Annotated in this window: 19 protein-coding genes and 1 other RNA gene; 11 read left to right on the plus strand and 9 right to left on the minus strand. The window is 37.0% G+C overall.

Translation table 11 applies throughout. The annotated features are described in order from the left end of the window. Window positions 1-89 precede the first annotated feature (89 nt). On the plus strand, window positions 90-1,442 hold the full coding sequence (locus tag NYR30_RS05685) for a cytochrome-c peroxidase (RefSeq protein ID WP_302502278.1): 1,353 nt from the start codon (window positions 90-92) through the stop codon (window positions 1,440-1,442). 133 nt (window positions 1,443-1,575) lie between these two features. On the opposite strand, the gene NYR30_RS05690 is transcribed toward NYR30_RS05685, so the two are convergent. Further along, complete coding sequence (locus NYR30_RS05690) at window positions 1,576-2,118, minus strand: KdsC family phosphatase (protein WP_066106465.1); 543 nt, start codon at window positions 2,116-2,118, stop codon at window positions 1,576-1,578. Window positions 2,119-2,127: 9 nt separating this feature from the next. After that, window positions 2,128-3,063: a KpsF/GutQ family sugar-phosphate isomerase gene (locus NYR30_RS05695; protein ID WP_302502281.1), complete on the minus strand. Its 936-nt coding sequence runs from the start codon at window positions 3,061-3,063 to the stop codon at window positions 2,128-2,130. A gap of 111 nt (window positions 3,064-3,174) precedes the next feature. Between NYR30_RS05695 and rnpB the strand changes: the two genes are divergently transcribed. Next, window positions 3,175-3,559, plus strand: an RNA gene (gene rnpB / locus NYR30_RS05700) — RNase P RNA component class A. A gap of 15 nt (window positions 3,560-3,574) precedes the next feature. Here the strand turns inward: rnpB and NYR30_RS05705 are convergent. Beyond that, the gene (locus NYR30_RS05705) at window positions 3,575-4,483 is read right to left on the minus strand and encodes a S66 peptidase family protein (protein WP_302502283.1); all 909 of its coding nucleotides are present in this window, start codon (window positions 4,481-4,483) and stop codon (window positions 3,575-3,577) included. A 184-nt stretch (window positions 4,484-4,667) separates the two neighbouring features. Between NYR30_RS05705 and cdd the strand changes: the two genes are divergently transcribed. From cdd to NYR30_RS05725, 4 genes are all read left to right on the plus strand, one after another. Beyond that, complete coding sequence (gene cdd / locus NYR30_RS05710; protein WP_302502284.1) at window positions 4,668-5,576, plus strand: cytidine deaminase; 909 nt, start codon at window positions 4,668-4,670, stop codon at window positions 5,574-5,576. 213 nt (window positions 5,577-5,789) lie between these two features. Then, entirely contained in the window at window positions 5,790-6,653 is an 864-nt protein-coding gene (locus NYR30_RS05715) for a heme/hemin ABC transporter substrate-binding protein (RefSeq protein WP_302502285.1), read from the plus strand. A gap of 12 nt (window positions 6,654-6,665) precedes the next feature. Further along, complete coding sequence (locus tag NYR30_RS05720; RefSeq protein ID WP_302502286.1) at window positions 6,666-7,682, plus strand: FecCD family ABC transporter permease; 1,017 nt, start codon at window positions 6,666-6,668, stop codon at window positions 7,680-7,682. Then, window positions 7,682-8,434: an ATP-binding cassette domain-containing protein gene (locus NYR30_RS05725; protein ID WP_302502288.1), complete on the plus strand. Its 753-nt coding sequence runs from the start codon at window positions 7,682-7,684 to the stop codon at window positions 8,432-8,434. The genes NYR30_RS05720 and NYR30_RS05725 overlap by 1 nt, the downstream gene beginning before the upstream one ends. Window positions 8,435-8,480: 46 nt before the next feature. Here the strand turns inward: NYR30_RS05725 and hutZ are convergent, their stop codons facing one another. The 3 genes from hutZ to NYR30_RS05740 all read right to left on the minus strand — a co-directional run bounded on the left by hutZ (window position 8,481) and on the right by NYR30_RS05740 (window position 9,982). Continuing rightward, the gene (hutZ, locus tag NYR30_RS05730; protein WP_302502289.1) at window positions 8,481-9,005 is read right to left on the minus strand and encodes a heme utilization protein HutZ; all 525 of its coding nucleotides are present in this window, start codon (window positions 9,003-9,005) and stop codon (window positions 8,481-8,483) included. Window positions 9,006-9,010: 5 nt separating this feature from the next. Beyond that, window positions 9,011-9,523: a heme utilization cystosolic carrier protein HutX gene (gene hutX / locus NYR30_RS05735; protein WP_302502291.1), complete on the minus strand. Its 513-nt coding sequence runs from the start codon at window positions 9,521-9,523 to the stop codon at window positions 9,011-9,013. 213 nt (window positions 9,524-9,736) lie between these two features. Beyond that, window positions 9,737-9,982, minus strand: a complete 246-nt coding sequence (locus NYR30_RS05740; RefSeq protein ID WP_302502292.1) for a hypothetical protein — start codon at window positions 9,980-9,982, stop codon at window positions 9,737-9,739. A 164-nt stretch (window positions 9,983-10,146) separates the two neighbouring features. On the opposite strand from NYR30_RS05740, the gene NYR30_RS05745 reads away from it, so the two are divergent. After that, window positions 10,147-12,294: a TonB-dependent hemoglobin/transferrin/lactoferrin family receptor gene (locus NYR30_RS05745; protein ID WP_302502293.1), complete on the plus strand. Its 2,148-nt coding sequence runs from the start codon at window positions 10,147-10,149 to the stop codon at window positions 12,292-12,294. A 179-nt stretch (window positions 12,295-12,473) separates the two neighbouring features. Beyond that, a complete protein-coding gene (fbp, locus tag NYR30_RS05750) occupies window positions 12,474-13,478 on the plus strand; it encodes a class 1 fructose-bisphosphatase (RefSeq protein WP_066106454.1) in 1,005 nt (334 codons plus the stop codon). Window positions 13,479-13,681: 203 nt separating this feature from the next. On the opposite strand, the gene NYR30_RS05755 is transcribed toward fbp, so the two are convergent. Then, complete coding sequence (locus tag NYR30_RS05755) at window positions 13,682-14,779, minus strand: alpha/beta hydrolase (protein WP_066112832.1); 1,098 nt, start codon at window positions 14,777-14,779, stop codon at window positions 13,682-13,684. A 199-nt stretch (window positions 14,780-14,978) separates the two neighbouring features. On the opposite strand from NYR30_RS05755, the gene NYR30_RS05760 reads away from it, so the two are divergent. Beyond that, entirely contained in the window at window positions 14,979-15,866 is an 888-nt protein-coding gene (locus NYR30_RS05760) for a LysR family transcriptional regulator (protein WP_066112833.1), read from the plus strand. A 72-nt stretch (window positions 15,867-15,938) separates the two neighbouring features. Here NYR30_RS05760 and NYR30_RS05765 read toward each other — a convergent pair whose 3' ends face one another. Further along, window positions 15,939-16,286: a cupin domain-containing protein gene (locus NYR30_RS05765; RefSeq protein ID WP_066106439.1), complete on the minus strand. Its 348-nt coding sequence runs from the start codon at window positions 16,284-16,286 to the stop codon at window positions 15,939-15,941. Between the two features lie 126 nt (window positions 16,287-16,412). On the opposite strand from NYR30_RS05765, the gene NYR30_RS05770 reads away from it, so the two are divergent. Next, window positions 16,413-16,766 carry a winged helix-turn-helix transcriptional regulator gene (locus tag NYR30_RS05770; RefSeq protein ID WP_197504113.1) on the plus strand — a complete coding sequence of 118 codons (354 nt, stop codon included), beginning with the start codon at window positions 16,413-16,415 and terminating at the stop codon, window positions 16,764-16,766. 84 nt (window positions 16,767-16,850) lie between these two features. Here NYR30_RS05770 and lpxL read toward each other — a convergent pair whose 3' ends face one another. Then, the gene (gene lpxL, locus NYR30_RS05775; protein ID WP_066112835.1) at window positions 16,851-17,780 is read right to left on the minus strand and encodes an LpxL/LpxP family Kdo(2)-lipid IV(A) lauroyl/palmitoleoyl acyltransferase; all 930 of its coding nucleotides are present in this window, start codon (window positions 17,778-17,780) and stop codon (window positions 16,851-16,853) included. 121 nt (window positions 17,781-17,901) lie between these two features. On the opposite strand from lpxL, the gene hldE reads away from it, so the two are divergent. Next, window positions 17,902-19,329 carry a bifunctional D-glycero-beta-D-manno-heptose-7-phosphate kinase/D-glycero-beta-D-manno-heptose 1-phosphate adenylyltransferase HldE gene (gene hldE / locus NYR30_RS05780; RefSeq protein ID WP_066112836.1) on the plus strand — a complete coding sequence of 476 codons (1,428 nt, stop codon included), beginning with the start codon at window positions 17,902-17,904 and terminating at the stop codon, window positions 19,327-19,329. The last annotated feature ends 8 nt before the right edge of the window (window positions 19,330-19,337 follow it).

The following is a 19,337-nucleotide window of genomic DNA, read 5'->3' on the forward strand; positions in this document are numbered from 1 at the left end:
TTTCAGACAATTACCCCCTTCCGATTATTGCGATCTTTTGGGAAATTTTCTGTAATAACTCAATAAGTTATCTAAACCCAAAAATCATCATGCTAAAAACTATTCCTTTAGCTGCATTATCGTTACTTGTTGCAGCTGTTTTTCCATTTTCCGCAATGGCAGATAATGCCAATATTGCAGTGCAAGATTTACCGAAAACACAGCAAAAGATTACTGCACAAGAGATGCAGCGTCTTTTCACGCAAAAGCATTGTACTGATTGCCATAGCAGTTCAGCGGCAGAAAGTTTGCCTTATGCTGATAAACAGCAAATTAATATTGGAAAGAAAAGCTTTTTAGTGGCAGCGATTACGGAACAATTAAATCACCCTGACAACATTACCATTACCGATTTGGCAAAATTACAATATTTTTTGCGACATCAGACTGATCAACAAGATTTGCATTCACGTTTACCTTATCAATTCACTGCTGAAGAATCTGCCCTATTAAGTCAATGGACGGAACAGCTCCATAAGGAAAAATTACCGAATACCGATCAACAAACCTTTATTTTGCCGATTCCTGAACGCTTACCGGTTGATTTTCGTAAGGTGATGATTGGTGGAATGTTGTTTACTGACCAACGCTTATCTTTTGATAATTCAATTAGTTGTTTTAGTTGTCATCCACTTGATAAAGGTGGTGTTGATGGTCTAGCGACTTCAACCGGCATTTATCAACAAAAAGGGCCGATCAATGCGCCAACAGTTTATAACGCTGTTTTTAATACTAGCCAATTTTGGGACGGTCGAGCTAAAAACTTGGCTGAACAAGTGGCACAACCACCATTGAATCCGATTGAAATGGGTTATCATAATTGGCAGGAAATTGAGGAAAAATTAACTAAAGATCCGCAATTTCTTGATCTGTTTTTACAAGTTTATCCTGAATTAACACAAGCCAATATGACGGATGCCATTGCTGAATTTGAAAAGCGGTTAATTACACTAAATAGTCCTTTTGATCGCTATTTAAAAGGCGATACTTCTGCATTAACTGAACAGCAAAAACGTGGCTATCAATTATTTAAAGAGAATCGCTGCGATACCTGTCATAGCGGTATCAATATGGGTGGTAACTCGTTTGAAATTATAGGAATTTATGCAGATTACACTAAAGATCGGGGTACACCTGAAACTAACGCTGATTTAGGTCGTTACAATCAGACACAGCAAGAAAGTGATAAATATCGTTTTAAAGTGCCATCTTTACGCAATATCGCTTTGACTGCGCCTTATTTTCATGATGCCAGAACCAATAATTTACATCAGGCAGTTAATTTAGTCTTGAAATATCAATTGGGTAAAACGCTTTCAGCACAGCAAGTAGATGATATTGTTGCTTTTCTTGAATCTTTAACTGGAGAGGTAAGGGGCAAACCGCTAACTAAGAAGAAATAGATTAGCATTAATTGTGATGAAATGGATTGGAATATTGTGCATTAAATAGATTATATCCTTTTGATTTTATTGAATTTAAATCTCCCCTACCCCTCTTTATTTCATTAAAGAGGGGAACCTTTTTAAGGACAGATTACTGCGCCATTTTTTTAGCGGTATGCAAAAATCCCGTTGCTGAGGTATAAATCGCTGATTTGCCTTGTGCCGCTAGAATCATATCCACGATTTCACGGAAAGCACCACGTCCGCCATTTGCTTTGGTGACAATATCTACTTTATCTTTGATATAGTCTTGTGCTTCAGCCACTGTTGCCGTCAAGCCACATACGGCAAATGCAGGTAAATCTACGCTGTCATCACCGATGTATAACACTTCTTCTGCAGTAACGCCCGCTTGTTCAATTAATGATAAACAAGCGCTCTCTTTTTCTAACTTGCCTAATTGGAATAATGGAATACTGAGTTCTTCAATACGTTTACGCAACACTAATGAATCGCGACCAGATAGCACTGCCACTTGTACACCACTTTCCAATAACATACGAGTGCCAAGTCCATCACGTGCATTAAACACCTTAAATACTTCACCATTTTCGCCATAATAGAGCGAGCCATCAGTTAAAACACCATCAACATCGGTAATGACTAATTTAATTTTCGCTAATTTTTCCTGCATATTGTTCCCTTAACTTGAAAATTCATATAAACCAACGACTTGCTGCTGATCATCCACAACAACTAAAGAGTGAATCTTATGCTGACGCATATAATCTTCTGCTTGTCCTAAATAAGTATTTTGATTAATCGTTTTTGGTTGCGTCGTCATAAAATCACCAGCGCATTTTTGCAGTACTGCTTCACCATAACGGCTCATCGCACGACGAATATCGCCATCGGTAATAATACCTTGCAACTTACCCTGTTCCATAATGATGGCAACACCCATCCGACCTTCATTCATTACCGTTAAGCAATCAAGAAAACGAGTACTAGCTGCTGCCACTGGTAATTTGGTTTGCATCTTATCACGCACTTTGCAAAGTAAACGACGCCCTAAGCTGCCACCCGGATGAAATTTCGCAAAATCTTCCGCTTGAAAATTACGAGCTTTTATTAATGCTACTGCTAACGCATCGCCAAGCGCCATTGTGACTAATACGGAAGTCGTTGGTGCTAAATTGTTCGGGCAAACTTCTCTTTCTACACTGATATCTAATACATAATCCGCGTGTTTAGCTAAGGTAGAGCTAAGATTGCCTGTCATTGCAATAATTTTATTACCAAAATTTTTCAAACTTGGAATAAGTTTATTGACATCATCTGTTTCGCCGCTATAAGAGATTAACAACACAATATCAATCGGTTTTAACATTCCTAAATCACCATGAAAGGCTTCGGTCGGATGTAAAAAGAAACTTGGTGTACCAGTAGAAGAAAAGGTAGCAACCATTTTTTTACCTACTAATCCTGATTTACCAATCCCACCGATCACTAAACGCCCTTCACAATGTAGGATTAATTCAACAATTTCAGCGAAATTTGCTGGTAATTGTTGTTGTAAACGCCCTAGCGCTTGTTGTTCAACCGCTAACGTTTCTTTAGCAATTTGTAGATAATTCATAGTAATCCTTGATCGTTAAACTCAAACAGGCAGTATTCTAATCATTCAGAATGATAAAAGCCAATTAAAACTTCTGTTTTAACTTTTACAAAAATCCGTTATACTGCGCGCCGAGTTAGCCAGGCAATCGCTGGTTTATTGAAGCCCTCAACCGTGCAAACGACCTTGGGGACAAGTAAACGAGAGGAAAGTCCGAGCTACACAGGGCAGGGTGCTGGATAACGTCCAGGAGGCGCGAGCCTACGACCAGTGCAACAGAGAGCAGACCGCCAATGGCTCATTTGAGATCAGGTAAGGGTGAAAGGGTGCGGTAAGAGCGCACCGCGTGATTGGTAACAATTCATGGCATGGTAAACTCCACCCGTAGCAAGACCAAATAGGAATCCAATGTGTGGCCCGCGCAGGATTCGGGTAGGTTGCTTGAGCATTTGTGTAAATAAATGCCTAGATGAATGATTGTCCTCGACAGAACTCGGCTTATCGGCTAACTCATTTTTTATTGATGCAGACTTCAATCCTGCTGAAAATCCAACAATACTTCAGTTGCAGTAACAGCAAACTTCACTGTCGCCCCTTCAATCAATGGCACGTTTTCATCAATATGACCAATAGGAAAATCATAAGCTACCGGATAATCATAATCCGCCACCAAACGTTGAATCATACTATACATAGTGTCGCCATTGGCGTCTGGTTCAAGATGTTCCGTAAAACGTCCGACAATTAGCCCTTTTAAATTGGCCAATACACCAGCTAAGCGTAAGTTATATAACATACGTTCAACTTTATAGATTGGTTCGGCTATATCCTCAATAAACAAGATTTTATCCGCTTGAAAAAGATCATAATCGGTACGTAACAAACCGCACAATACCGCTAAATTACCACCAATAAGTTCACCTGTTACCGTACCCATACGATTAAAACTATGTGTAGGTGTGCGATAAGTCGGTAACTGCCCCGTTAGCATGTGACACAGTAACTTATTATTGTTATTGTCAGCGCCAAATAATGCCAACTGTTTCGCCATTGAAGCGTGAATACTCGCTACACCAGCGTGATACATCGCCGCGTGTAGCAATGAAATATCGCTAAATCCAATCAACCATTTTGCATGATCACGCAATAATGAAGCTGGTAACTTTTCCAGCAAATGCACTGCGCCATAACCGCCTCTGCTGCAAAGAATGGCTTTAATCTTGTTATTGGTCAATGCGGCAATAAAATCTTGTAATCGTTCCGATTGAGTACCTGCATATTTACCCTGCTTACCTTTACAGTAAGTACCTAATACCGGAACAAATCCCCATTGTTCTAATACAGCACAAGCGCCATCAATATAGGCTGGTTCTACTGCACCTGATGGTGAAATAATGGCGATCTTGTCACCTGCACGCAAAAAATCCGGAAATACGGTCATTTTGATATCCTTAAGTCTTGCACAATGGAGCATATTCTACTGTTTCACTCCGCTAACTGCTAGAAACTCGCCAGTTACCCGCAAAAAATTTAATCTCCGTCACAAAAAAATGCTTTAACTTACGTTTTAATAAGGTTTTGTTTTATCATACTGCCCCGTATTGAAATACAAGGAGTACCGAATTATGGCAGCTAATAAAAAAATTAAAGCCATTCAAACCGAATTAGCTCAATGGGAAAATCAACAACTTGCAAATACGTTGTACCACATCTTAGCGCAACAGCATTTTGCCGGTAAACTTAGCGCCGCCAACGTATCTTCACTTTGCAAAGAATTTAAATTAACGCCAAATCAACTCGCATTACAATTGTTACCGATTGCCGCTTGTTATGCTACTACACCAATCTCTAGCTTCAATGTTGGTGCGGTTGTACAAGGGTTAAGTGGTGCATTTTATTTTGGCGCCAATCAAGAATTTTGCGGCGTAGCAATGCAGCTAACGATTCACGCTGAACAAAGTGCGATTTCACACGCTTGGATGAATAATGAAGCAGCTATTAGTTCAGTAACAGTCAATTACACCCCTTGCGGTCATTGTCGCCAATTTATGAACGAATTGAATAGCGCCGAACAGCTCTACATTCATTTACCGCATGCGCAAAATAACCGTTTGCACCAATATTTACCTGATGCATTTGGCCCGAAAGATTTAGATATTCGTGAATATTTATTTGATCCACACAACAACCAGTTACAAATTGATTGTGAAGATCCATTACCACAGCGCGCTTTACTCGCCGCTAATCGCTCGCATGCACCTTATAGCCACGCTTATTGCGGTGTTGCTCTCTTATTAGCCGATGAAACAGTGATCGCTGGACGTTATGCAGAAAATGCTGCATTTAATCCTAGTTTGCCGGCATTACAAGTAGCATTAAATCATTTGCGTTTATCCAGTTATCAAGATCAAGATATTATGCAAGTCGCTATGGTGGAATATCCAACCCAAATGCAACAAAAAGAGATGGCTGAGCAATTATTAAATAAGATCAATAGCAAAATTGAACTGCAATATTTTGTTGCTAGAAAATAGTTTGATTGATGGTATAAGAAATAATCAAACTATCTATCGAAAACCCATATTTTCTTAATAAAAATGAGAGTTTTCTATCTAAGTTTAGATACAAGGATTAGGAGCTCTCATATTTTTTGATAAGTATATTTTCAATATTAAATTCTTCCCTCTTCTTTACTTTACTATAAATGAGAATTATTATTAATAAAATTAAAATGGAAGGATTTTACTATGTCACAACGTACTTCTCTGGTGATCTCTATTGTGTTTTCTCTCTTACTTTCGATTTCAGCATCAGCAAAACAAAATGCACAAAAAGTAATTACTATCGGTGCTGGCATTACTGAGCTAGTAATAGCATTAGGTTCTGAGAAACAAATCATTGCCGCAGATTCAACAAGCCGTCATTTTGCAGAACAATATGGTTTACCTATTCTAGGGTATCAACGTAATTTAAATACTGAAAATATTTTAGCATTACAGCCAACAACAATTATTGGCACAGATGAAATGGGACCTAAAGTTGTTTTAGAACAATTAAAACAAAGTGGTATCAATATCATACAGCTCTCCAATACCCAATATAATTTTTCTGATCTCTTAGATAACACCAAACTTATTGGTGAAACGTTAGGTAAATCCATCGAAACAGAACAATTAATCAAATCAATGCAAACCTCTTATCACAAAATCCAACAACTAAAACTGCCTTCACTAAATACCCTCTTTTTATTCTTCCCTAGCAATAATCAAATTATGGCTGGAGGTAGTAAAACTGTGGTAGATGGAATGTTGCAAGCATTAAATCTGAAGAATATCGCAGCAAATAAATCAGGTTACTACGCTTATTCTATTGAACACATTTTGCAATCACAGCCGAAAGTACTACTCGTTTCAGCCAGAGAATTAACTCAAAATTTAGATAAAATCCTACAAGATAATCCGTTTTTACAGCAGTTAGAAGCCACAAAAAAACAATGCGTATTTACTATTGATGGGCAAGCATTACTTGGTGGATTTAACCTCAAATCACTTCATGAAAGCCAACATATTGCTCAACTCTTGGCAAATAAACCTGAATGTTTAACTGATTAATTCTATTGTTGTATGAAAATAATTAAATTTAATAACAAAATATTCTTAGCCACCAGTTTCGTTATTTTAATTATTCTTACCTTATTATCATTAAATTTAGGTGCTATTCATTTTGATATTTCCACCACATTATTCGCATTAATTGGTAAAGGTGACGCTAATACTGTTTTTATCCTACAACAATTACGCCTACCAAGAACCTTATTAGCGATTGTCGTTGGTGGAATCCTTGGTGTTAGCGGCACTATACTACAAGGACTATTTCGTAATCCATTAGCGGATTCAGGTGTAATTGGTATTAGTGCAGGAGCAGCTCTGGGAGCAGCTATTACTATCGTACTACTACCAACTTCACTCCTATTCTGGCAACGAGATCAACTAATTGCCCTCTTTGCTTTTGTTGGAGGCTTAATTACCACATTATTGGTGTACCGTATTGGAAGAACAACTTTTGGTACTAATATGTTACTTATTTTACTCGGTGGTATTGCGATTGGCTCATTAGCATTCGCTTTTTTAGGGTTATTACAATTTCTAGCAGACGATCAAGCCCTAAGAGAATTAACAATATGGCAATTAGGCTCTCTTGCACAAGGAAATTTCTTTAACATTTTACTCTGTTTATTTGCTTTTATTTTACTGTTTTGGCAAGCAACCACTATGTCCCAAGCTCTCAATGCAATGTTACTAGGTGATTTAGAAGCCAAACATCTTGGTATTAATATTGAAAAAATAAAAAAACGCTGTATTTACTTAATTGCCTTTGCGATAGGAATTGCCGTTTCTGTAACCGGAATGATTGGATTTATCGGCTTAGTTGTTCCTCATATAGCTCGCACCTTACTTGGTGCAGATCATAAAAAACTTATACCTATTACGGCAGTTCTCGGTGCTATTCTGCTATTGCTCGCTGACATTATTGCAAGAAGTATTGCACCACCAGCCGAAATTCCAATCGGTATCTTGACTGCTTTATTAGGCGCTCCTTTTTTTATTGGCTTACTTATCAAACATAAAAAGGAATTGTAATGCTCTTATTAGACCAATTAGCTATTACTATTCAAGGAAAAACCTTGATTCATCCATTTCAACTTCAACTTGAACTTGGACAATCTGTTGCTATTCTTGGTGCAAATGGCGCAGGAAAGTCCACTTTGTTAAAAGCAATTGGGCAAGATATTGCCTATACAGGCAAAATTTACTGGCAAGGGCAAAATTTAGCCTCACTTTCCCTTACTGAGTTATCCAAGCAAGTGATTTTTATGTCTCAACAGACTACTCTTAGTTTTGCCTTTGCCGTAAAAGATATTGTACAGATGGGATGTCAAATGTATGACTTATCTTGTCAAGAAATTAATGCTCTTATCTCTCAAGCACTATCCTTATTTGATATTGAACATTTAGCCGAACAAAACTATTTACTACTGTCTGGTGGAGAAAAACAACGTGTACAAGCAGCCCGAGTTTGGGTACAAATTTTAGCAACACCAACCCCTAAACTTGTATTACTCGATGAGCCAACGAGTGCATTAGATTTAAAACATCAACATATACTATTAGCACAAGTGCAAGCACTTACCGAACAGCAACACACTGTCTTAATTGTTCTACACGATCTCAATTTAGCAAGTCGCTATTGCCATAAACTATTGTTACTACAAGCAAAACAATTATTAACTTGTGATTCCCCTGAAAAAGCCTTAACACAACAAAATATTCAACTTACCTACCAATATGATGCAGAAATCTATCAAAAATCAGGAAAAGTTTGTGTTTGGTAAGAAAAACCACCCTTTACAGGTGGTTTTATATATGAAAAATAACGAATTAATTCCGTTTTTGATGACCTTGGTCTAAATGAATCATACCAACGGAGTCTTCTGCTCCCACTTTATACGCTTGTCCGAACCCTTTAACAAACAAGCCTTCACCAGGAACTAAATTAAACAAGGTAAAATCCGCCATTTGCGTGAGTTCACCGACAATATCTCCATGTCTTTCTTGTAGTGCTTTCGTACCAGAAAACCATTCTTCACTTTCAAATGGCACAATTTTTACCTCTGCATTAAAAGACAAACGACGACGAGCAAAAATTTTTCTTGCCTCTTGCTCATCTTCAATCAACATTACAGAAACTTTGCTAGTCTGTTTCAAATTACGTGCATGACGAGCAATATCTGAAATCAAAATATGATAACCAGTATCACTTAATGCAAATGGTGCATAACTGACATTTGGCACACCCTCTGCATCAACAGTAGCGAGCATAAGTGTTTTACACTTTTGTTTTAACTCTTGGATTTCAGGACCAATACGATCTTGTAAACGAGTTTGACGATCTTCCATTTTCATTTTCCTTATTTCAATGTATATACTAAAAGTTGTTTAAAGTTTTCTTTCTGATGTGTGTAAAGCTCACCGTTTTCATCTCGACCAAGATAAATTTTAAAAATCACATTATCTTGATGAGAAATAAATACGATTGCGTGTGTTTCCTTTCCTCGCAATGGCTTACTCACTAAAGCAATGCTTTTGATATTCTCAAGTTTCAAATGACCATATAAGGCACTTTCAACCTCATTTGTCATATTCAAATTGTAATAACCATATCCGATTTTTCCCGGTGGAAAAGTTTGCTTAATTTCAAAAAAAGATCCTTCTTTCTCAATAATCACCATCATATCGCCCCAACTTGGCAAGTCCGCAAGGATCTTCTCACTATACTGTCCAGACAATACTGTGACTAATTCATTAGGTAATGCGGCAATTACCGCTCCCTCAGGCTGATTTAGCTGCACCGCTAATTCTTGTGTGCCAATATCAGGCTTCTGTTGCAACATTTCTGCAACTTGTTGTTTTAATAACGACATATTTTTTCCTTAATTTATGAAGTAATTTTTTAATAATTAACAATTCCAATACTTACAACAAATTATCTTCTACCTCACCAACGCTTACATTCCCTTGATCATCACCCACTAATAACGATTTACATTGTTCCTCTTCACACAGAGAAATTAGTTGCGCGAATACCATTAACTTGATCGAAATACCTTAATGCTTCTCTTAAAGTCAATTTTTGTTTATTTCCAGTAACTTCTGTACTTAAGCTGAAAATGTAAGGCTGCATTTTTATTTGATGTTGAAGATTTTACTGGATTATTAAAGAGTTGCCCTGCTGGTTTATCTAAACGTTGTTCTCGCTGTTGATTAAATTCTTGTGATAAAGCGCCTGCTTGTTGGCGTTGTTGTTCAAAATTATTATTTGCGTATGCAGTTGAGATAGCACATAACACAATAGCTGCAGAAAGAGTCAGTCGATTGTTCATATCAATAAAATTCCTTTAATCAAAAATTAAACGCATACAAAAGCAATTTAAATTAAATATTTTATATAAATAAAAATAATTATCAATTGTATTGAAAAATAAATCATATCAGAGTACATTTCTAAAACTTTTAACCTTTCTAATTAATCAAGGAATGAACTATTATGAAGTTATCAAAAATAGCATTACTCTTAATTACTACTTCTCTTCTCTATCCTGTTTACAGCTTGGCTGACGACCAACTTGATAAAATTAATGTTATTGCATTACGAGATCCAACAGATCAGTCAAAAGAACAATCTACCATTAATATTATTAACAAAAATGATTTACAGAAGATGCAAGCCGTCAGTGTTGCAGATGCTGTTTCTCATCTTGCTAATGTTTCTATTAATGGTGGAGCAAGAGCGTTAGCACAGAAACCTGCTATTCGTGGCTTAAGTGACACCCGTGTTGTACAAGTGGTTGATGGCGTGCGCCAAAATTTTGAGTTAGGGCATCGCGGTTCTTATTTTGTTCCTACATCAATGCTGGCTCAAATTGAAGTAGTAAAAGGTCCATCTAGTACCCTTTGGGGTAGCGGTGCTTTAGGTGGTGTAGTAGCAACAAGAACACTCAATGCGTTTGATTTATTGCGTGAAAACGAAAAATGGGGCGTGATGCTTAAACAAGGTTATCAATCAGCAAATTCCCTTTCTGAGACAAGTCTTACCCTCTATGGTATTACTAATAAATTTGATTATTTGATTCAAGGACTGAGCAATAAAAACTCTAATTTACGTTTGGGAGGAAATTTAGGAAATTTACCATATAGTGGCTTAACCCAACAAGGTGGCTTAATAAAATTAGGTTGGCAATTAAATGATGATCAACGTCTTGATCTTAATGCTCGCCATACTGTTAGTAAGCAATTAGCACCTAATAATAATGAAGTATTTAGAATCTATACAGCAGATGATCTTTATAATGATATTGTAACAGCCTATCGAACTGGAAACGCTAGTGCAGCATCTAATCTCTATGGAAGTATAGGTGGTATTTCTGATTTAGCTCAGCAAAAAGTTAGTGATAGTAGTGTTTCACTTAATTATCTCTTTAATCCATCATCTAATTTAATTAACGGAAAATTTACCGCTTATCTAAATAATACAAAAGAAACTGAAACCAATCAGCGTACGGGAGTCAATGACTTTACTAAATATAAAACTTTAGGCTTTAATCTACAAAATGCCTCTGAATTTGAGCGTATTAGTTTAATTTATGGCGTTGATTTTTATCGTGATCACGCTACTACTCAACGTGAAACAAAAGAACACGACCATGATTGTTCTGGTGCATTAACCCTTGGTAGTTGTATAGATGTACAATCAGCTAAATATCGTCCAAACCCATATAATGCAACAGCCACTGTTTGGGGAACTTATCTATTAAGCCATATAAAATTACACGAAAAATGGACGTTCTCGCCATCATTACGCTTTGATTCCTATAAAACAGCAGAAAAAAACAGTAATACTCACTATCATAAAAATGCCCTATCTCCTGCTTTGACATTAAGTTTTGATGCCACCTCTTGGCTTACTTTAACTGCAAAATATAGTGAAGCTTTTAGAGCACCTAGCTTACAAGAAAAATATGTTTCTGGATTCCATTATGGGTTTGGTGGAGTAAGAACCTACGCTACAACATTTATTAGCAATCCTAATTTAAAAGCAGAAACTGCAAAAAACAAAGAGCTTTCAGCTAAATTCTACTGGGATAATCTATGGCAAGACAATGATGAGCTTCATTTATTTGCCACAGTTTTCCAAAATGATGTAAAAGACTTTATCAACCTTGAAGTAGTTGAGCGTCTTCGTGGAGGTCAACCAGATAAATTTCAATATCGTAACGTTGATAACGCTCGTTTGCGTGGTATTGAGCTTAGTGGCGAATATAAAACACCTCGTTGGTCGGCTTATACCAGCTATGGTGCTTTACAAGCAAAAGATAGTCTCACTGATGAGGAACTTAGTGGAATTGAAAAAGGTAAATTAGTTTTTGGGGCACAATATGCGTTAGTGCCTGAAAAGTTTGATGTTGGTGCAAACTTTAGTCACCATTTTTCCGCCAAAAATACAAACGGTGAAAAAACAGCATCCTATAACCTTGTTGGTTTAACAGCTACTTACGCACCAAAAGCTGGAGAGTGGCAAAATTTACGTATTGATTTCTCGATTGAGAACCTCTTCGATAAAGAGTATATCGCAGCAAATAGTTTAATTCCCGGTGCAGGTCGTAATGTGAAAGTAAATCTTACTTATCAATTCTAAGTCATCTTAACTATTCTAAATAAATACCTCTTGAGTCAAAAATCCAAGAGGTATTTTTTATTTGTCTTTTTGTGAGCTAAATCTCATTTTATTTATTTTTTCTTCAAAAATTTTTATAACATTTATTAAAAAATGTTATTGTTATGTGGTAATTCATCACTGTAAAAGTAAGGTTTATTATGAAAACTCTAGGTCAATTTATTGTTGAAAAACAAGCGGAATATCCTAATGCAAAAGGTGAGCTTAGTGGTATTCTCTCTTCTATCCGTTTAGTAGCAAAAATTATCCATCGTGATATTAATAAAGCGGGTTTAACCAACGATATTATCGGTAATTCTGGTATCGAAAACGTTCAAGGTGAAGCGCAAATGAAATTAGACGCTTTCGCCCACGAAAAAATGAAAGCGGCATTAATCTCTCGTGATGAAGTTGCTGGTTTCGGTTCGGAAGAAGAGGAAAATTTCGTTGCTTTCGATACAGAACGTGGTCGTAATGCAAAATACATTATTCTTACTGATCCGCTTGATGGCTCTTCTAATATTGATGTGAACGTTGCCGTTGGTACCATTTTCTCAATCTATCGCCGTATTTCGCCAATTGGACAACCAGTAACCATGGAAGATTTCTTACAACCAGGTAATCGTCAAGTTGCTGCTGGTTATATTGTTTATGGTTCATCAACAATGTTGGTTTATACCACTGGTAATGGCGTAAACGGTTTTACTTATGATCCATCATTAGGTTTATTTATTCTTTCACACGAAAATATCAAAATTCCAGAAGATGGTTATTGCTACTCAATTAACGAAGGTCACTATTTGAAATTCCCAATGGGCGTGAAGAAATACATTAAATATTGCCAAGAAGAAGATGATGCAACCAAACGTCCTTATACTTCTCGTTATATCGGTTCTTTAGTTTCTGACTTCCATCGTAATATGTTAAAAGGCGGTATTTATATTTACCCAACCACCACTCGTTATCCAAATGGTAAACTCCGTTTGTTGTATGAAGGTAATCCAATGGCGTTCTTAGCAGAACAAGCTGGCGGCGTGGCGACTGACGGTTATCGCCGTATTTTGGATATTCAACCAACCGCATTGCATGAACGTACACCATTATTTGTTGGTTCAAAAAATATGGTGGAAAAAGCGAATGCTTTTATGGCTGAATTTAAAGAATAAAGTCAAATTTTCGCCCTCATTAAGAGGGCGAATTTTTTATATTATCCTTTACGAATAATGAACCTATCAAACTTTGTGTTCTACCTTCATCCTAGTAATAAATTATATTAAATCATCATTTGAGGCTCTTATTTTATTCTTCCCTTTAAATAGGAGAGCAATTTTAATAGCTGTCAAATCAGCACATACTAGTCAGAACAAATTTACTTTAAATTCGCTTTAAAGAACTGCTCAAACTTATCGTAAGGAATTTTATGTGCCTGATTGTCATATAAATCCACATGGGTTGCTCCCGGTACGATATACAACTCTTTATTTTTACTGCCCAATGCTTTATAGGCATCTTCACTGAAATAACGTGAATGCGCTTTTTCACCATGTACTAATAATGCCGGTGTTTTCAATTCCGCCGCATACTGCAAAATCGGCATATTAATCAACGGTAAAGCACCGGTCGTTGTCCAAGAACCGTCAGGATTGGAATTGGCGGAACGTGGATGGAAACCGCGTTTGGTAGTGTAATAGTCCGAATATTCTTTAATAAATTGCGGTGTATCTTTGGTGATTTGCGCGCCGCGTAAATTATTCGCCGGTAATAACGTCGCATAATCGTGTTTTGCCGCTTCCCAACGTGCATTGTTGATTTGCTGTTTCATTTGATAACGTGCATCGGCGTTAATACTGTCGTTATAACCTTTAGCAGTAACGCGCGTCATATCATACATTGTACTGGTGGCAACGGCTTTGATACGTGTATCGGAAATTGCCGCATTCAACGCAAAACCGCCCCAACCGCAAATACCTAAAATCCCGATCGCATCACGATTAACCATATCCAACGAACCGAGATAATCCACTGCAGCGGAAAAATCTTCGGTATTGATTTCAGGTGACGGTACATTACGCGGTAAACCGCTGCTTTCACCGGTATAAGACGGATCAAACGCTAACGTAACAAAACCGCGTTCCGCTAAAGTTTGTGCATATAATCCGGATACCTGTTCTTTAACTGCACCGAACGGACCGCTTACCGCAATCGCCGCCAATTTTCCTTTAGCATTTTTTGGTAGATATAAATCTGCCGCTAAAGTAATGCCGTAACGATTTTTAAAAGTTACTTTACGATGATTCACTTTATCGGATTGCGGGAACACTTTATCCCATTGTTGAGTGAGTTGAATATGTTGTGCCGGAACATTGATTGCTGTTGCTGATTGTGTATTTGCCATCGCGAATTCTCCCAATAAAGTTGTACTTAATAATAATGTGGAAAGTAGTGTCAATTTTCGCTTAAATTTCATAAATCTTCCTTCCTATAAAGAATAATTACTGCCCAATTGATCTAAGATTACAACAGCAAAATCACTGAGCAACCTCATCAATTCGGACAAATTATAGCGATTCACTACCTAATGATAATGTGGCAAAATGGCATAACATTTATTCCTATAAGTTCTAAATTAAGTTACACTAAGTTTTATTTTTTAATCATTAATCGCTATGTCACAACGTGAAAATTACAACGATCTCTACGCTTTTATGATGGTGGCGCGTGAAGAGAGTTTTACTAAAGCCGCTAATAAATTAGGAATTAGCCAATCTGCATTAAGTCGTATCGTGAAACAATTAGAACAGCGTTTAGGATTGCAACTTTTTACTAGAACAACACGCAGCCTCGCATTAACGCAAGCCGGAAAACAGTTATTTCAAACTACTGCCGTTAGTTTTGCCAAACTTGATAATGAATTGGCTATGCTGGCAAATTTTCGCCAAACACCATCAGGCTTAGTACGTATTACTGCTAGTCAATATGCAATTGATAAGGTATTACTCCCTAAATTAGCTACTTTTAAAACGAGTTATCCTGATATTCAACTGGAATTAATTAGTGATACCGCATTTAGTAATGTTATTGAGCAGCAATTTGATGCTGGTGTTCGTTTTGGTGAAGCAGTTGCTGAAGGTATGATCGCTGTACGCATTAGTGATGATGAGCAAATGGCAGTAGTTGGCTCACCAGACTATTTTCATCAATATGGTTTCCCTAAAACACCTTATGACCTTGCACATCATCAATGTATTGGTTATCGCTATGCTTCCGGCGCAATGTATGACTGGGATTTTAACGACAACGGTAAGGTGCTTAAAATTAAAACCCAAGGGCAATGGACGTTCTCCAACGATTACAGTATTCGTGATGCCGCAAAACTCAGTTTAGGCTTAGGTTATATTTGTGCTGATCTGATTAAGCAAGAATTAGATCGTGGTGAATTGATTCAAGTGCTAAAAGAGTATTCTCATACCTTTACCGGCTTTCATCTATATTATCCGCATCGTAATGTTTCGCCGGCGCTACGAGCAGTAATTGAATGTTTAAGAGTGAAATAAACAAAAAAGAAACAACCTCTTTTTATGTATGAGAAGTTGTTTCTTTTGCTACTTAATCAAACACTAAAACAATTAGTAAATGATTGCATCAGTTTGCGTAAATTGCTCAAGAGAGTTTTCTTTTACTTGGATACAAATATATTTGATATCACTTTCCGCAAACATTTGTCTTTTCGCCTTTGGCGCCACTTTAATCCAATCTCCTTGGCTAAACTCCACTTTTTCACCATCAATCTCGAAATAACCATTCCCTTCAAGAAAACCATAAATTTCTTCATTTTCTTTATGAGAGTGAACAAAAGGTACACTTGCTTTTGCTGGCATCGCATTAATCGAAATTTCAGCACCGGTTAGCTGTAATGAATTATGTAACTCTGTACGACCTTCATTTTTAACACTCATTTTTTTAAAGTTTTTCATTTAAAATACACTCCTTAATTGACTTGTTTTTGTATTTTTCTCGCATTTTACTGCGCGCGGAAAATACATCAAGTACGCAAAAATAAGATACTTAGTATCATTTTTTATACTAATATGGAGAAATTAATGACCTACGAAGAGTTTTTACAAAATATATCTTCTATCGTATTAACGAAGAGTGGAAATTGCCCGGTGACACCTGTGGTGGAGATGATACAAGGAAAATGGAAGCTACAAATTTTATATGCTTTATGTATTCAAAATCCGCGTCGTTTTGGTGAATTAAAAAAATTTCTACAATCAGTCACACACGCTGCGCTTACTAATGCTCCCAAAGAGTTAGAGGCGGATGGGTTTATTATTCGTACCCAATATAATGAAATTCCACCGCGTGTAGAATATTCTTTGTCAGATAAAGGGAAAGATTTATTACCCGTTTTTTATAGCTTAGCTAATTTCGGCTTAAAATATATTGAATAAATTAATAAAAAATCTACTTTTACAATCTTATGTAATAAGTAGATTTTTTATTCTATGGGTAGAAAATTATTTATTCTGCGTCATTTAATATAAACTTTCTTCGCCTTCTGGACGAGTTTTAAAACGGCGATGTAACCACATATATAATGTCGGATCTTTATTAATTTCCACTTCAATAGCTTGATTTACCCTTGTTGCAATCTGCTCATCATTTTCACACATAGTGAGATCAATTGGCGCTGAAATGGAAACCGTATAACCAGAATGATCGTGATGACGTAACGGCGCAAATGGAATAACTAAGCTTTCAGGACTGGTGCGGGTTAAAAAGGCTGTTCCAGTAGTCGTTGCTGCCTTTTCCATAGCAAAAAACGGCACAAAAACCGCACTTTTGCGTCCATAATCATGATCAGGTGCATACCAAATCGTTTCACCACGTTTTAGCGCTCGAATCATACCGCGCAAATTATGGCGATCGAGCATATCTTTGTTAGAACGCAAACGTCCATTGGTTTGGATCCAATCTAATAACGGATTATCATTTGGTCGATAAACACCAACTCCTTGATGATGAATACCGATAATTCTTGCTCCTAACTCAAGCGTCAAAAAATGAATACCAATTAAGATAATCCCCTTTCCAGAATTTGCCGTAAGATGCTCTAAACCTTCAACTGTTGACCATTTTTTAATTCTATTATCAGACCAAAACCACGCCATTCCCGTTTCAATAATTGCCATTCCTACCGATTCAACATTTTTTGCTAATAACTGTTCTCTCTCACTGTCGCTAAGTTGCGGAAAACAAAGCTCTAGGTTACGACGAGCGATCGCAATACGACGTTTGCCAAATTTAAATGCGGCAAATAGTTTGCCTAAGCCATGCCCAATCTTCACTAAGCAAGGATAAGGCAATAATAAAATAAGACGGAATAGGAATAATCCTAACCATAGCAACCAATATTTAGGCAATAAGAAAGAGAATTGAAATTTTGGTAATGATTGATTTTTCATAAAATACAGCTAATTTTTAATTCAAATTGGCATTATTTTAGCCGAAAGCTTGATAAATAGCATTATTCTCTACCCTAGTGTGATAAAATCAGCGGCAAAATTGTTATGGAGAAACTCAATTATGGTTCAATATTCAACCCAATTTAACCAAGCAAAAGTATTGGTTTTAGGCGATGTGATGTTAGATCGCTATTGGTTCGGAGCAACAAATCGCATTTCCCCGGAAGCCCCTGTTCCAGTGGTAAAAGTACAACAAAATGAAGAACGTGCAGGCGGCGCTGCCAATGTAGCAATGAACATTGCCAGCTTAAATGTACCAATTAAATTGTTAGGTATGATTGGTCAAGATGAAACAGGGCAAGCGTTAAAAGCGTTACTTGCTAAACATAATATTGATTGTGACTTTGCCGAATTTGCTTCTCATCCGACCATTACGAAATTGCGGATTTTGTCGCGCCATCAACAATTATTACGCTTAGATTTTGAAGAAAATTTCCATCAAGTTGATTCCAGCGAATTATTAAACAAATTACAGCAACATATTGCGCAATACGGTTCTTTAATCTTATCTGATTATGGCAAAGGTACTTTGGCGCAAGTGCAACAGATGATTCAAATTGCTCGTCAAGCAAAAGTTCCAGTATTAATCGATCCTAAAGGTACTGATTTTGAACGTTATCGTGGTGCAACCTTGCTAACACCAAATATGTCAGAATTTGAAGCTGTTGTAGGAACTTGCCATAGCGAAGATGAAATTGTTGGCAAAGGATTAGTGTTAATAAAACAGTTAGATCTTTCAGCATTATTGGTTACTCGTTCTGAAAAAGGAATGACGTTAATTCGTCCAGATCAACCAGCTTTCCATTTACCAACGCAAGCACAAGAAGTATTTGATGTTACCGGTGCTGGCGATACTGTTATTAGCGTATTGGCAACAGCAATTGCTGATGGTCGTAGTTTGGAAGAGGCTTGCTATCTTGCTAATGTTGCCGCTGGTATCGTAGTCGGTAAGTTAGGAACTTCTACTGTTTCCACTGTTGAATTAGAAAATGCAATTCATCGCCGCAATGAACATGGTTTTGGCATTATGACTGAACAAGAGTTAAAACAAGCAGTTGCCAAAGCTAAAGCGCGTGGTGAAAAGATTGTGATGACCAATGGTTGTTTTGATATTTTGCATCCAGGACACGTTTCTTATTTAGCCAACGCACGCAAATTGGGTGATCGTTTAATTGTCGCAGTCAATTCTGACGCTTCAGTAAAACGCTTAAAAGGCGAACAACGTCCAATTAATAATTTACAAGCGCGTATGGCTGTCTTAGCTGGTTTAGCATCGGTTGACTGGTTAGTGGCGTTTGAAGAAGAAACTCCGCAACGCTTAATTAGCGAAATCTTGCCAGACTTATTAGTAAAAGGCGGCGACTATAAACCGGAAGAGATCGCCGGCAGCAAAGAAGTTTGGGCAAATGGCGGTGATGTTAAAGTGCTCAATTTTGAAAATGGCTTCTCTACTAGCAATATGATTGAGAAGATTCAATCCTTAAAATAACGCTTGAG

The sequence above is a fragment of the Gallibacterium salpingitidis genome (genome assembly GCF_030517105.1).
Classification (GTDB): Bacteria; Pseudomonadota; Gammaproteobacteria; order Enterobacterales; family Pasteurellaceae; genus Gallibacterium; species Gallibacterium salpingitidis.

Bases quoted from the DNA above. Each gene is read 5' to 3' on its own strand.
- NYR30_RS05745 (WP_302502293.1), top strand. From the start codon at position 10,147: ATGAAGTTATCAAAAATAGCATTACTCTTAATTACTACTTCTCTTCTC.
- NYR30_RS05720 (WP_302502286.1), top strand. From the start codon at position 6,666: ATGAAAATAATTAAATTTAATAACAAAATATTCTTAGCCACCAGTTTC.
- hutX (WP_302502291.1), bottom strand. From the start codon at position 9,523: ATGTCGTTATTAAAACAACAAGTTGCAGAAATGTTGCAACAGAAGCCT.
- NYR30_RS05705 (WP_302502283.1), bottom strand. From the start codon at position 4,483: ATGACCGTATTTCCGGATTTTTTGCGTGCAGGTGACAAGATCGCCATT.
- fbp (WP_066106454.1), top strand. From the start codon at position 12,474: ATGAAAACTCTAGGTCAATTTATTGTTGAAAAACAAGCGGAATATCCT.
- NYR30_RS05695 (WP_302502281.1), bottom strand. From the start codon at position 3,063: ATGAATTATCTACAAATTGCTAAAGAAACGTTAGCGGTTGAACAACAA.
- NYR30_RS05685 (WP_302502278.1), top strand. From the start codon at position 90: ATGCTAAAAACTATTCCTTTAGCTGCATTATCGTTACTTGTTGCAGCT.
- hldE (WP_066112836.1), top strand. From the start codon at position 17,902: ATGGTTCAATATTCAACCCAATTTAACCAAGCAAAAGTATTGGTTTTA.
- NYR30_RS05690 (WP_066106465.1), bottom strand. From the start codon at position 2,118: ATGCAGGAAAAATTAGCGAAAATTAAATTAGTCATTACCGATGTTGAT.
- NYR30_RS05755 (WP_066112832.1), bottom strand. From the start codon at position 14,779: ATGAAATTTAAGCGAAAATTGACACTACTTTCCACATTATTATTAAGT.
- NYR30_RS05715 (WP_302502285.1), top strand. From the start codon at position 5,790: ATGTCACAACGTACTTCTCTGGTGATCTCTATTGTGTTTTCTCTCTTA.
- NYR30_RS05725 (WP_302502288.1), top strand. From the start codon at position 7,682: ATGCTCTTATTAGACCAATTAGCTATTACTATTCAAGGAAAAACCTTG.
- NYR30_RS05770 (WP_197504113.1), top strand. From the start codon at position 16,413: ATGACCTACGAAGAGTTTTTACAAAATATATCTTCTATCGTATTAACG.
- NYR30_RS05765 (WP_066106439.1), bottom strand. From the start codon at position 16,286: ATGAAAAACTTTAAAAAAATGAGTGTTAAAAATGAAGGTCGTACAGAG.
- lpxL (WP_066112835.1), bottom strand. From the start codon at position 17,780: ATGAAAAATCAATCATTACCAAAATTTCAATTCTCTTTCTTATTGCCT.
- NYR30_RS05760 (WP_066112833.1), top strand. From the start codon at position 14,979: ATGTCACAACGTGAAAATTACAACGATCTCTACGCTTTTATGATGGTG.
- NYR30_RS05740 (WP_302502292.1), bottom strand. From the start codon at position 9,982: ATGAACAATCGACTGACTCTTTCTGCAGCTATTGTGTTATGTGCTATC.
- cdd (WP_302502284.1), top strand. From the start codon at position 4,668: ATGGCAGCTAATAAAAAAATTAAAGCCATTCAAACCGAATTAGCTCAA.
- hutZ (WP_302502289.1), bottom strand. From the start codon at position 9,005: ATGAAAATGGAAGATCGTCAAACTCGTTTACAAGATCGTATTGGTCCT.